At 74.7% G+C, this 12,378-nt stretch carries 13 protein-coding genes and 1 other RNA gene; 7 read left to right on the top strand and 7 right to left on the bottom strand.

Going from position 1 to position 12,378, the window contains the following annotated elements:
* Positions 1–103: 103 nt before the first annotated feature.
* The 3 genes from ACFXA3_RS19395 to ACFXA3_RS19385 all read right to left on the bottom strand — a co-directional run bounded on the left by ACFXA3_RS19395 (position 104) and on the right by ACFXA3_RS19385 (position 2,445).
* Complete coding sequence (locus tag ACFXA3_RS19395) at positions 104–664, bottom strand: GNAT family N-acetyltransferase (protein ID WP_385188273.1); 561 nt, start codon at positions 662–664, stop codon at positions 104–106.
* A gap of 28 nt (positions 665–692) precedes the next feature.
* A complete protein-coding gene (locus tag ACFXA3_RS19390) occupies positions 693–1,550 on the bottom strand; it encodes a PhzF family phenazine biosynthesis protein (RefSeq protein ID WP_385188271.1) in 858 nt (285 codons plus the stop codon).
* A gap of 133 nt (positions 1,551–1,683) precedes the next feature.
* Positions 1,684–2,445, bottom strand: a complete 762-nt coding sequence (locus ACFXA3_RS19385) for an SDR family oxidoreductase (protein WP_385188269.1) — start codon at positions 2,443–2,445, stop codon at positions 1,684–1,686.
* A gap of 108 nt (positions 2,446–2,553) precedes the next feature.
* On the opposite strand from ACFXA3_RS19385, the gene ACFXA3_RS19380 reads away from it, so the two are divergent.
* Complete coding sequence (locus ACFXA3_RS19380) at positions 2,554–3,930, top strand: Bcr/CflA family efflux MFS transporter (RefSeq protein ID WP_385188267.1); 1,377 nt, start codon at positions 2,554–2,556, stop codon at positions 3,928–3,930.
* Positions 3,931–4,021: 91 nt separating this feature from the next.
* Positions 4,022–5,023 (top strand): small ribosomal subunit Rsm22 family protein, encoded by a 1,002-nt coding sequence (locus ACFXA3_RS19375; protein WP_385188265.1) that lies wholly within the window; start codon positions 4,022–4,024, stop codon positions 5,021–5,023.
* A 14-nt stretch (positions 5,024–5,037) separates the two neighbouring features.
* Here the strand turns inward: ACFXA3_RS19375 and ddaH are convergent, their stop codons facing one another.
* The gene (gene ddaH / locus ACFXA3_RS19370) at positions 5,038–5,847 is read right to left on the bottom strand and encodes a dimethylargininase (RefSeq protein WP_385188263.1); all 810 of its coding nucleotides are present in this window, start codon (positions 5,845–5,847) and stop codon (positions 5,038–5,040) included.
* 131 nt (positions 5,848–5,978) lie between these two features.
* Between ddaH and ACFXA3_RS19365 the strand changes: the two genes are divergently transcribed.
* Together ACFXA3_RS19365 and ACFXA3_RS19360 are read left to right on the top strand one after the other, a co-directional pair.
* A complete protein-coding gene (locus ACFXA3_RS19365; protein ID WP_385188262.1) occupies positions 5,979–6,608 on the top strand; it encodes a TetR/AcrR family transcriptional regulator in 630 nt (209 codons plus the stop codon).
* Between the two features lie 184 nt (positions 6,609–6,792).
* On the top strand, positions 6,793–7,539 hold the full coding sequence (locus tag ACFXA3_RS19360) for a bifunctional DNA primase/polymerase (protein ID WP_385188261.1): 747 nt from the start codon (positions 6,793–6,795) through the stop codon (positions 7,537–7,539).
* Positions 7,540–7,626: 87 nt separating this feature from the next.
* Here ACFXA3_RS19360 and yaaA read toward each other — a convergent pair whose 3' ends face one another.
* On the bottom strand, positions 7,627–8,427 hold the full coding sequence (yaaA, locus tag ACFXA3_RS19355) for a peroxide stress protein YaaA (protein ID WP_385188260.1): 801 nt from the start codon (positions 8,425–8,427) through the stop codon (positions 7,627–7,629).
* A gap of 102 nt (positions 8,428–8,529) precedes the next feature.
* Here yaaA and ACFXA3_RS19350 point away from each other — a divergent pair, with 102 nt between their 5' ends.
* Positions 8,530–9,972, top strand: coding sequence for an RNB domain-containing ribonuclease (locus tag ACFXA3_RS19350; protein ID WP_385188258.1), 1,443 nt, complete (start codon positions 8,530–8,532; stop codon positions 9,970–9,972).
* A gap of 152 nt (positions 9,973–10,124) precedes the next feature.
* Positions 10,125–10,391 (top strand): hypothetical protein, encoded by a 267-nt coding sequence (locus ACFXA3_RS19345; protein ID WP_385188256.1) that lies wholly within the window; start codon positions 10,125–10,127, stop codon positions 10,389–10,391.
* A gap of 9 nt (positions 10,392–10,400) precedes the next feature.
* On the opposite strand, the gene ACFXA3_RS19340 is transcribed toward ACFXA3_RS19345, so the two are convergent.
* Both ACFXA3_RS19340 and ACFXA3_RS19335 read right to left on the bottom strand, forming a co-directional pair.
* Complete coding sequence (locus tag ACFXA3_RS19340; RefSeq protein ID WP_385188255.1) at positions 10,401–11,069, bottom strand: hypothetical protein; 669 nt, start codon at positions 11,067–11,069, stop codon at positions 10,401–10,403.
* The gene (locus ACFXA3_RS19335; RefSeq protein ID WP_385188253.1) at positions 11,066–11,800 is read right to left on the bottom strand and encodes a MerR family transcriptional regulator; all 735 of its coding nucleotides are present in this window, start codon (positions 11,798–11,800) and stop codon (positions 11,066–11,068) included. The genes ACFXA3_RS19340 and ACFXA3_RS19335 overlap by 4 nt, the downstream gene beginning before the upstream one ends.
* A 77-nt stretch (positions 11,801–11,877) precedes the next feature.
* Between ACFXA3_RS19335 and rnpB the strand changes: the two genes are divergently transcribed.
* Positions 11,878–12,278, top strand: an RNA gene (gene rnpB / locus ACFXA3_RS19330) — RNase P RNA component class A.
* Positions 12,279–12,378: the final 100 nt, after the last annotated feature.

The raw sequence follows: 12,378 nt of genomic DNA, 5'->3' as shown, positions 1-12,378 counted from the left end.
CGGGGGGGCCCGGCAACGGCGGAGCGCACGGCAAGGTCGGCAAACGCCCCCCGGCCGACGGGCCCGCGATCTACTTAAGCGGGCCCCATAGCGCGTGTCCGGGTCACCAGAGCCGGTCGACGGGTCCCGGGTACAGGGCGATCCGGACGCCCGTGAACGCCCCGGCGCCGGTGTCCGGGCCGGGGAAATCGGCGAGGACCTCCTTGTCGAAGCCGGGAGCGTCCGTGGCCAGCGGCTCCTGCGGCGTCCCCCCGACCAGGACGGTCCCGGGCAGCCGGGTGAAGCCGGCCGCCTCGTAGAAGGGGACGAGCGGACGGTCGCAGCTGAACAGGACGAGGTCCACGGCCGGATCGGCGGCCAGCGCCGCACGGGCCGCCGCCACCAGCCGCCCGCCGTGCCCGCGGCCCCGCGCGCCCTCCCGGGTCACCACCGCGCTGAGCCCGGCGGCGCGGTGGGTGCGCCCGGCGTGCCGGATCTCCTTGAACAGCAGGGCGAGGGAGGCGGCCACCGAGCCGTCCTCGTCCAGGAGCACCATCACCCGGGGTGCCAGTGCCGGGTCGTGCCCGCCGCCGGCGCCCGGCCAGGCCTGTGCCTGAAGGGCCGCGACCTGCGCGGCGAGCGCGGCCGGAAGCCCGGCCTGCGCGTACGTCAGCACCCTCGTCACGCGCGGGCCTCCGCCGGCCGGCCGTGGCTCATCCGATCCGGACCCCGCTGCCGCCCACCCGCACCCGCGGGTCGCCGTCCCGCAGTTCGACCGTCAGCACTCCGGGCCGGCCCATGTCCTCGCCCTGGCGCAGGGTGAGCACGGCGTCCGCCGGGACCAGGCCGAGCTCGCGCGCGTACGCCCCGAAGGCGGCCGCGGCGGCTCCGGTCGCCGGGTCCTCGACGACACCGCCGACCGGGAACGGGTCCCGTACGTCGAACAGCGCCGGGCCCGCCCGGTGCACCAGCTGGACGGTGGTCAGGTCCAGGCGCCGCATCAGCGCCTCCAGCCGGGGGAAGTCGTACGCGAGGTCCGCGAGCCGGGCCCGGGTGCCGGCGCCGAGCACCAGGTGGCGGGCTCCGGCGTAGGCGATCCTGGGCGGGAGGGCCGGGTCCAGGTCGGCGGCCGGCCAGTCCAGCGCGGCCAGTGCCTCGGCGAGGTCGGCCGGGTCGACGTCCTCGACGTGCGGCTCGACGCTGGTCAGGACGGCCCGCAGGCCCTCCTCGGTCGCGGTGACCGAGACGGGCACCGTCCCGGCCGGGGTGGCGAACACGAGCTCGCCCGGACCGATCCGCTCCGCCAGCGCCACCGCGGTGGCCACGGTGGCGTGCCCGCAGAAGGAGACCTCCGCCTTCGGGCTGAAGAACCGCAGCGTGAAGGCCCGTCCCGGCTCCCCGCCGAGTCCCTCCGGCGGCGCCGTCAGGAAGGCCGTCTCGCTGTAGCCCAGTCCGGCGGCGATCTCCAGCATCCGGGAGTCGTCCAGGCCGCTCGCGTCGAGCACGACCCCGGCGGGGTTGCCGCCCGCCGGGTCGTCGGAGAAGGCGGTGTAACGCAGCACGTCAGTCATGATCACCCCAACTCCCCGCCCGCCGCCCGCATTCCCGCGCCTGCGGCACGCTCCCCGGCGCTCCGGACGCGGCCCCGGGGCCGGTCCCCCGGGCTCCGGCCGCCCACCGCAGCCGTCCGGCACCGGCCGGGGATCAGCCGCGCCCGATGTACGGCATCGCCGTCGCCATCACCGTCGCGAACTGCACGTTCGCCTCCAGCGGCAGCTCCGCCATGTGCAGCACCGTGCGCGCCACGTCGGCGGCGTCCATCACCGGCTCCACCGCCAGCCGTCCGTTCGCCTGGAGGATCCCGGTCTGCATCCGCTCGGTCATCTCGGTGGCCGCGTTGCCGATGTCGATCTGCCCGCAGGCGATCCGGTACGGGCGCCCGTCGAGCGAGAGCGACTTCGTCAGGCCCGTCATCGCGTGCTTGGTCGCGGTGTAGGCGACCGAGTTCGGCCGGGGCACGTGCGCGGAGATCGAGCCGTTGTTGATGATCCGGCCGCCCTGCGGGTCCTGCGCCTTCATCTGCCGGAAGGCCGCCTGCGCGCACAGGAAGGACCCGGTCAGGTTGACGTCCACCACCTGGCGCCAGGCCTCGTACGTGAGGTCCTCCAGCGGGACCCCGCCCGGGCCGAAGGTGCCGGCGTTGTTGAAGAGGAGGTCGAGGCGCCCGTACTGCTCGCGCACGGCGGCGAACAGGGCGGCCACGTCGTCCGGATCGCTCACGTCCGCCGGGACGCACAGCACGTCCGCGCCGGCCCCGGCCGCCTCCGCCGTCTCCCGGAGGGGTTCGCTCCGGCGGCCGGCCGCCGCCACCGACCAGCCGGCGGCGGCCAGGGTCAGGGCGACGGAGCGGCCGATGCCGGAACCCGCACCGGTCACGAGGGCGGTCTTCTTCCCACTTGCGTTCATGGGGCCGCAGGGTACGTCACATGCCGCGCCGGTCCACGGACGTTCCGATAGCTGAGAGCATGGGTCGGCCGGGGGTGTGAAAAGACGACGAAAAGACTGGAGTTCCGCATGTCGGAGAGAGGCCCCGCGACGGCCCCCTCGCACGAGCCGTCGCCCGAGACGCCCTCCGCACCGCAGACCGCCGACGCACCGAAGACCAGTGCCGTGCCGAAGACCAGTGCCGCGCCGAAGACCGGTGACGCACCGAAGACCGCATCCGCGCCGGCGACCACGTCCGCCCGCCGTACCGGACTGCTCGTCACCTTCATACTGGGCGGGCTCAGCGCCCTCCCCCCGCTGTCCATGGACATGTACCTGCCGGCCCTGCCGGAGGTCACCAACGCCCTGAACAGCCCGGCCGCCACCATCCAGATCACCCTCACCGCCTGCCTCGCCGGCATGGCACTGGGTCAGGTCGTCATCGGTCCGATGAGCGACAAGTGGGGCCGGCGCCGCCCCCTGCTCTTCGGCATGATCGTCTACGTCCTCGCCACCGCGATCTGCGCCCTCGCCCCGACCGCCGAGCTCCTGATCGGTTTCCGCCTGCTCCAGGGGCTGGCCGGATCGGCCGCGGTCGTCATCGCCCGGGCCGTCGTGCGCGATCTGTACGACGGGGTCGAGATGGCCCGGTTCTTCTCCACCCTGATGCTCATCTCGGGCGCCGCCCCGATCATCGCCCCGCTCATCGGCGGCCAGATCCTGCGCTTCGCCGACTGGCGCGGGGTGTTCGTCGTCCTCACCGGCGTCGGCGCCGTGCTCACCCTCGTCGTGTGGCGCAGCCTCGGCGAGACCCTGCCGCCCGAGCGGCGCCAGACCGGCGGGGTGGGCTCCGCGCTGCGGACCATGCGCGGGCTGCTCGCCGACCGCGTCTTCGCCGGGTACACCCTGGCCGGCGGCTTCGCGTTCGCCGTGCTCTTCTCGTACATCTCCGCCTCGCCGTTCGTCGTGCAGGAGATCTACGGGGCCTCGCCGCAGGCCTTCAGCCTGCTGTTCGGCCTCAACTCGGTCGGGCTGATCGCCGCCGGGCAGGTCAACGGCAAGCTGCTGGTCGGCCGGGTCCGCCTGGACAAGGTGCTGGCGGGCGGGCTCGCCGTCATCACCACGGCCTCGGTGTCGCTGCTGCTGATGTCCTCGGGGGTGTTCGGGGAGGTCGGGCTGGTCCCGATCGCGGCCGCGCTGTTCGTGCTGATGTCGGCGATGGGCGTGGTCCTGCCGAACACCAACGCGCTGGCGCTGATGCGGACCCCGCACGCGGCCGGGTCGGCCTCGGCGCTGCTGGGCACCTCCTCGTTCCTGGTCGGGGCGATCGCCTCACCGCTGGTCGGGATCGCGGGCGAGGGCACGGCGGTGCCGATGGCGGTGGTCCAGCTGGTGTGCTCGCTGCTGGCGGTGGGCTGCTTCACCGCGATGTGCCGGCCGTGGCAGAACCGGGACTCCGCGGTCTGACCGGCTCGGCGGCGGGGCGGGCCGGCGGCGGCGCGGGCCGGGCGGGGGGCGCGCGGCGTCCGGGGGGCGCCGGGCGCCGTAAACTTCGCTGGTGAACGCCTCCGTCCCCGCCTCCGCCGAAACCCTCCGGTCCGCGCTGGGCGGACTGCTCGACGGGCTCCCGCCGAAGCAGGCCGCCTCCGCCGTCGAGCGGCTGATCGCCAACTACCGCGGCCGGACCCCGACCGACGCGCCGGTCCTGCGCGACCGCTCCGACGTCGCGGCGTACGCGGCGTACCGGATGCCGGCCACCTTCGAGGCCGTGCGGTCCGCCCTGGACGCCCTGGCCGAGGCCGCCCCGCAGTGGTCCCCGGGCTCCCACGTCGACGTGGGCGGCGGTACGGGCGCGGCGACCTGGGCGGTGGACGCGACCTGGGACGGCCCGCGCGGCACCACGGTGCTGGACTGGGCGGAGCCGGCGCTGGCGCTCGGCAAGGAGCTCGCGGCGTCCTCCGGCTCGCAGGCGCTGCGCGCCGCCGAGTGGCGGCGCGCCGTGATCGGATCCGGGCTCGTGCTCCCGGAGGCGGACCTGGTGACGGTGTCGTACGTCCTCGGCGAGCTGACGCCGGAGGCCCGCCGGGCCGTGGTCGCCGAGGCGGCCCGCGCCGGGCAGGCGGTGGTGCTGATCGAGCCGGGCACGCCCGAGGGGTACCTGCGCATCCGCGAGGCCCGCGACCAGCTGATCGCCGCGGGGCTGAAGGTCGCCGCACCGTGCCCGCACGACGGCACCTGCCCGATCGAGGTCGGAAAGGACTGGTGCCACTTCTCGGCGCGGGTCAGCCGCTCCTCCCTGCACCGGAAGGTCAAGGGCGGCTCCCTCCCGTACGAGGACGAGAAGTTCAGCTACGTGGCCGCGACCCGTTTCCCGGTGGAGCCGGTCCCCTCCCGGATCACGCGGAAGCCGCAGATCCGGAAGGGGCTCGTCCTGCTGGAGCTGTGCGGTCCGCAGGGCGAGGGCCTGACCCGGGCCACCGTGACCAAGCGCCACGGTGACCTGTACAAGTCGGCGCGGGACGCCGACTGGGGCCAGGAGTGGCCGCCGGCCACCCGGTAGGGATCCCGCGGCCGCTACATCCGCAGCTCCTGGGTGCAGCACTTCACGCTGCCGCCGCCCTTGAGGAGTTCGCCCAGGTCCATCGGGACCGGTTCGAAGCCCCGGTCCCGCAGCGGTGCGAACAGTCCGGTCGCCGCCTGCGGGAGCAGGACGTGCCGGCCGTCCGAGACCGCGTTCAGGCCGAGGGCCGCCGCGTCCTCGTCGCCGGCGATCAGCGCGTCCGGGAACAGCCTGCGGAGCACGGCCTGGCTGCCGGGCGAGAAGGCGGGCGGGTAGTACATGACCTCGTCGCCGTCGAGCACGCACAGCGCCGTGTCCAGGTGGTAGTAGCGCGGGTCCACCAGGTCGAGGCCGATGACGGGCCTGCCGAAGAACTCCTGGGCCTCGTCGTGCGAGAGCGGGCTGGAGCGGAAGCCCCGGCCGGCCAGGATGTAGGTGGCGGTGACGGCGAAATCGCCCTCGCCCTCGTTGACATGGGACGGCTCGTGGAGGTCCGCGAAGCCGTGGGACCGGAACCAGTCGAGGTGGATCTCGGCCTCGGCGGCGCGTTCGGGGTGGGCGAACCGGGCGCCGAGCACCCGGCCGTCCACGACGAGGGCGCCGTTCGCGGCGAAGACCATGTCGGGAAGCCCGGGGTCCGGTACGAGCGTCTCGACGGTGTGGCCGAGCGAGCGGTAGCGGTCCCGGAGGTCTTCCCACTGGGCCAGTGCGAGGGGCAGGTCCACCGGTTTCGTGGGATCCATCCACGGGTTGATGGAGTACGTGACCTTGAAGTGTGCGGGTGCGCACATCAGGTAGCGCCGGGGTGTGGCGTCTCTGCGCAAAGAAGGCTCCTCACGACTCACGGAGATGTCGAGAGAATCGTCTCTCCTCAAGGGAAACCGCGCAGTGAACCGAGCGGGTGGTTTACGGAATGACGCGAAGACGAGACATCTCCCGTTGATAATTTGTCCGAATGAGCAGCAGAAGCCCCGACGGGAAAGCCCCCGACCCCGCCCGCCGCAGCGACCGTTCCCGGCGGGCCATCTTCGACGCGGCCCTCGCACTGGTCGGCGAGGTCGGCTACAACAAGCTGACGATCGAGGCCATCGCCGCCCGTGCGGGCGTCGGCAAGCAGACGATCTACCGCTGGTGGCCGTCGAAGGCCGCGGTCCTGCTGGACGCCTCGCTCGCGCTCTTCGGCGCGACGGAGGACGAGGCCGGCCGGGGCGGCTTCCCGGACACCGGGGACCTCGCCGCGGACCTCAAGCTGGTGCTGCGGGCGACGGTCGACCAGTTCAACGACGCGACGTACGAGGCCCCCACCCGCGCCCTGACCGCAGCCGGGGCCACCGACCCGGAGCTGAGCGCCCGCTTCACCGAGCAGCTCCTGATGCCGCAGCTCGCCCTGTACGAGGCACGGCTGCGGACGGCCCGGGAGGCCGGGCAGCTCGATCCGGACGTGGACCTGCGCCTGACGGTGGAGATGCTGGTCGGGCCGCTGACGTACCGCTGGCTGATGCGGACGGCACCGCTGACGCACGCGTACACGGACGCGCTGGTGGACCGGGTGCTGGGCGGGGTGGCGAAGGTCACCGACGTCTGACGGGCGCCGGCCGGACGGGGACAATTGGCCGAATTTCAGCGGTATGTGACGGTATTCCGCCTCCCCCTCCGTACGCTCCGTGCACCGCTTCCCCACCCCCGGTTGGGGAGTGCGGTCACCCGGACCGCAGGATGGTGGGACCATGTGAGGGTCTGCCGGGGAAAACGGTGAGGTGAGGGGATAGATGGGGTCTGAGTCCGGCCGCGTCAAACGCGGCGAGCAGAGCAGGATTTCCCAGTGGCTGCGTCGGCGGCCCAAACCCTCCCCCGAAGACCCCGAGCGCACACGCGAGGACCTCCTGCTGGCCGTGGCCGCCGCCGGCCTGCCGCTCGCCCCCGCCGCCCACCCCGCCGGCTACCGGTGCTCGTGCGAGCGGATCGGCTGTCCCACCCCCGCGCGCCACCCCCTCTCCTTCGCCTGGCAGACGCAGTCGACGACCGACCGCGCGCAGATCGAACGCTGGGCGCGCAACCAGCCGCAGGCGAACTTCATCACCGCGACCGGCATGGTCCACGACGTACTGGACGTCCCCCTCGAAGCCGGGGAGAGCGCGCTGGCCCGCCTGCTGGCGGCGGGCGTCGAGGTCGGCCCCGTCGCCGCATCGGGCGGAACGGGCGACCAGGCCCGGATGCTCTTCTTCACGGCGACCCGCGGAACCCCCGAGGACGAGGACGAGTGGTGGCCGTGCGAGCTGGACTGCCACCCGGAGACGATGGACGAGCACCCGGGTCTGCGGTGGCACTGCCGCGGCAGCTACGTGCTGGTGCCGCCGGCGGCCCTCCCGGGTGACCTCGCGGTGACGTGGATCCGCGGCATGGAACACCCCCTGCCGGACCCTCTCACCCTCCTCGAAACCCTGACGGACGCCTGCGCCTCGTACGCGGTGGCGGCCACCGAATCCCCCACGGCGGCCTGGCCCCTGAGCCGCTGACCGGGCTCCCGGGGCTGCGCACCGGACCTGCGCCTCACCCGCCGGCGGGGCTGGAGAACAGTCCCGCCGGCGTTCGCGCCGCGGCCGTCAGTGGATCTGGGTGACCACCACGTCCAGGGACCAGGCCTTCGCCGGCTTCGCCGGGGCCTGTGCCTCGACGGTGTAGCCCAGGTCGCGCAGCGCCACCACCAGATCGCCGGGGGTCGCCGGCGCCACGCCCGCCACCAGCAGGTCCCGGACCAGCCGCCCCTTCGTCGCCTTGTTGAAGTGGCTCACCACCGACCGCTTCTCCACCCCGTCCACGACCTGCGCGTGCAGCACCCGCACCGTCGCCGTCCGCCCCGCGACCTCGCCCTTGGGCTTCCACGCCGAGGCGTACGCCGACGACCGCAGGTCCAGCACCAGCCCGTCCCCCGCCGCATCCGGCATCACCTCCGCCATCGGCTCCCGCCAGTACGCCCCCAGCGCACCCAGCCCCGGCAGCTTCACCCCCATCGAGCAGCGGTACGAGGGGATCCGGTCCGTCACCCGGACCGCGCCCCACAGGCCCGAGAACACCAGCAGCGACCGCTCCGCCCGCGCCCGCGCCTCCGCCGGGAGGTCCGCCAGGCCCAGCGCGTCGTACAGCACGCCGGTGTAGGTCTCCCCCGCCGGCCGGGCCGGCGCGGACCGCAGCCCGGCGTTCTTCGCCACCTCGCCGCGCAGCCCCTCGCTCAGCCCGAGCACCTCACGGGCCTTGTCCTCGTCCCCCGCGCACAGCTCGACCAGTTCCTCCAGCACGGCAGCCCGCGCCCCGGCCAGTCCCGGCAGCGACAGCGTCTGCGGCTCCAGGGGCGCGCCGGAGCCGCCGGCGGCCTTTCCCTCGGACGGCGGCAGCAGCACGAGCACGGTGGTTCTCCTTCGGTACGACACGGCGCAGGGGGTGCGGCCCCCGAGCCAGGGTAAGGCTCTCACCGCGCCCCCGGCCGCCACCCGCAATACGCTCGACCCATGCCACGCCGTCATATGCACATGACCGGCGCAGACGGGGCTGCCCTGCGGGCCGCGCTGCGTGAACTGCGGACCCGCCTGGAGGTGCCCGGGGAGTTTCCGGCGCCGGTGCTCGCCGAGGCCGAGGAGGCGGCCCGCAGCCCGCGGCTCCCGGACCTGGACGCCACCGACCTCCCCCTGTTCACCGTCGACCCGCCGGACTCCCGCGACCTCGACCAGGCCATGCACCTGGCGAAACGGCCGGGCGGCGGCTACCGCGTGCACTACGCCATCGCCGACGTCGCCGCCTTCGTCACCCCCGGCGGCGCCCTGGACGCCGAGGCACACCGCCGCGTCACCACCCTCTACTTCCCCGACGGCAGGGTCCCCCTGCATCCGGCCGTCCTTTCGGAGGGCGCGGCCAGCCTGCTGCCCGGCCTGACCCGCCCGGCGCTGCTGTGGCGGTTCGACCTGGACTCCGCCGGCCGGGTGGAGACCACCGAGGTCCGCCGGGCCCTGGTCCGCAGCCGGGCCAAGCTCGACTACGACGGGCTCCAGCGGGCCATCGACTCCGGCACCGCCGACGAGTCCCAGGCCCTCCTGCGGGACATCGGCCGGCTCCGCGAAACCCTGGAGCAGGAGCGCGGCGGCGTCTCCCTCAACGTGCCCGAGCAGGAGATCGTCGCGCAGAACGGCTCGTACACCCTCGCCTACCGGGCCCCTCTGCCCGCGGACGGCTGGAACGCCCAGATCTCCCTGATGACCGGCATGGCCGCCGCCGACCTGATGCTCGCCGCCGGCGCCGGCATCCTGCGCACCCTCCCCCACGCCCCCGACGGGGCGGTCGGCCGGCTCCGGCGCACCGCCACCGCCCTGCGGATCGACTGGCCGCACCACATGCCGTACGCCGAACTCGTCCGCACCCTCGACCCCCACCTCCCGGCCCACGCGGCGTTCCTCCAGGAGTGCACGGCCCTGCTGCGCGGCGCCGGATACACGGTCTTCACCGGCGGCGCGACCCCGGACCCGGTGCTGCACGCCGCGGTGGCGGCCCCGTACGCGCACTGCACCGCACCCCTGCGCCGGCTCGTCGACCGGTACGCCGGCGAGCTGTGCGTGGCGGCGGTGGCCGGATCCGAGCCGCCGCGGTGGGCACTGGACGCGCTGGAGGCGCTCCCGGAGCGGATGGCGGCGGGCAGCAGGCTGGCCAACACGGCCGAGCGGGAGTCCGTGGACCTCGTCGAGGCGGCCCTGCTGAAGGACCACGTCGGCGAGACCTTCGAGGCGACCGTGATCGACGTGAAGGACCACGAGCCGCTGGTGGGCACGGTCCACCTGGAGGAGCCCGCGGTGGTCGGCCGGGTCGAGTCGCGCTCCGCGCGGCTGCCGCTCGGGGACCGGATCCGGGTCCGGCTGACGCAGGCCGACCCGGGCCGGGCGAAGATCCTCTTCGCCCCTGCCTGAGCGGCGCCCGACGCCGTGGCGCCCGCCGGGGTGCGGGCGGCGGCGGGCCGTCCTAGCGTCGAAGGGAGAGGGGCCGTCGTCCGGCGCCCCGAACGGATCCGCGCGTGACCGGATCCGCGAGTCCCCGACCGCCCGGAGAGCAGGTGCCTCCCATGCGCACGTCGGTCCGTATCGCCGGTGTCCTCACCGGCCTGACCCTCGCACTCGGCGGCGGGTCCTTCGCCGCCCACGCGGACATCCCGGCCTGCACGAAGCTGGTCGCGCAGTCCGGCGTCACCGTCTCCGAGGCCGTCACCTCGGCGTGCACCCGGGGTGTGCACGGCGACCTGCAGGGCTGTGCGAGCGCCCTGACGGGAGCCGGAGTGGCGGGCGGCGCCGCGAACGGCGCCTGCCGGATGGCGGCCAACCCTCCGGCGTGACCGGCCGCCTCACGGCGGCGGCACGGGCCCCGGCGTCGCCGCGCCGGAGCGGCGCAGCGCTGCCACCAGCGCGCGGGGGTCGTCGGCGTGGAAGCGCAGGGTGCGGGCCTCGGCCCGGGAGCCGAGCGGCCGGGTGAAGGCCAGTGGCCGGGTCAGCTCCAGGGTCACGGTGGTCTGGCTGCCCACGATCAGGTCGAGCACCCCGTCCTCGGAGAGGGTGACGAGCCGGCCTTCGGGGTAGCGCCGGTCCACGCGCGCCGAGGCCACCGCGTCCGGCGGGACGGTGAGGTCGAACAGGGCGCCGTAGCGGATGCGCAGGGAGCCGTCCCGGCCGACGACGTGCGGCCGGGTCACGCAGGCGGCGTGCAGGCCCAGGACCATCAGCACCGTGTACGCGTCGAGGACCAGCACCACGCGGTGCACGGCCGGCCAGGGGATCAGGACGGCCAGTCCGGCGGTCTCGGCCAGCGCCACGAACAGCAGCCCGTACATCATGGCCGTCTGCGGTCCGGTGTACCCGGCGGCGTGTTCGCCCGGGCCCACCCCGTGCGCGGGCCGGCGCAGTGCCCACCGGCCCAGCGAGGCGGCGGCGCGCAGCTCGTGCAGCAGCAGCCGGCGCACCGGCTCGGGCACGACGGCCCGCACCGCCTCCCGCCGGGCCGCCCGGACCCGGTTCACCGGCGCCCCTTGCGCGCGAAGGCCTCCATGACCCGGCGTACGACCTCCGCCTGGGCGGGCGGGTACGCGGCGAGCAGCGCCTGCGCGAAGCCCGGGGCGACGGGGCCGTCCGCCGGGACCGCGTCGAAGACGTCGTCGGGCACGGCCGCCACCATCGCGGCGGCGAGCGCCGGGATCCGCGGGTCGTCGGCGGGGGCGTCGGCGAGCTCGTCGAGCCGCTCGTACAGGGCGAGGACTGCCGGGTCGGCGGCCAGCGCCCCCATCGCCTCGTAGAGTTCGGTGCCGCCGGCGCCGGTCGCGTCGAGCAGCGTCAGGTGCTCGCGGTCCATCGCGGCGCTCGGCGAGGTGGTCGTCGGCGCCTTGGCGAACAGCGCGGCGAGGGCCGGCGAGACCGGTTCGACCTCCCCGGGCGGCGCGGCGAGCAGCACGGCGAGCCGGCGCCGGCGCTCGGCGAGCTCGGCCTGCTGCCGCGCCAGGTCGGCGTCGAGTTCCTCCAGTACGCCGGCCAGCTCGCGCCCGGCGTCGTCCGCGAGGACGTCGCGCACCTCGTCGAGGCTCAGCCCCAGCTCGGTGAGCCGCCGCACCCGGGCCAGCAGGACGGCGTCGCGCACGCTGTAGGCGCGGTAGCCGTTGGGTCGCCGCTCCGGCTCCGGGAGCAGCCCGACATGGTGGTAGTGCCGGATGGCCCGGGTGGTGACCCCGACCAGCACGGCGATCTCTCCGATCCGCATGCAGCCCAGTAGAAACCCTGCCGCTGCGTCAAGGTCAAGCGTGGTGCGCGGCGCGGGTAGCATGGTCACTCGCAGAACAACCGGAGCGGGCGGCCGCGTCGGGATCCCCGGATCCCGCCGAGGAACGTCCGGGCTCCACAGGGCAGGGTGGTGGCTAACGGCCACCCGGGGTGACCCGCGGGACAGTGCCACAGAAAACAGACCGCCGGGGCTTCGGCCCTCGGTAAGGGTGAAACGGTGGTGTAAGAGACCACCAGCGCCTGGGGTGACCCAGGCGGCTAGGTAAACCCCACCCGGAGCAAGGTCAAGAGGATCCGTCCCCGGACGGGTCTGCGCGAACGCTCGAGGGCTGCCCGCCCGAGTTCGCGGGTAGACCGCACGAGGCCGGCGGCAACGCCGGTCCTAGATGGATGGCCGTCTCCCCGGCGACCGCGAGGTCACCGGGCGACAGAACCCGGCGTACAGCTCCGGTTGTTCTGCACTCGACGAAGCCGGAGGGGGCCGGCCCCGAAGTGGGGGGGGGCCAGGGGGGGCGGGCGCGGGCCCGCGGGGGGGGGGCAGGGGGGGGGGGGGGGAGT

It is taken from the genome of Streptomyces sp. NPDC059456, assembly GCF_042750055.1.
Lineage (GTDB): Bacteria > Actinomycetota > Actinomycetes > Streptomycetales > Streptomycetaceae > Streptomyces.
This window is presented reverse-complemented; position numbering and strand designations above follow the sequence as displayed.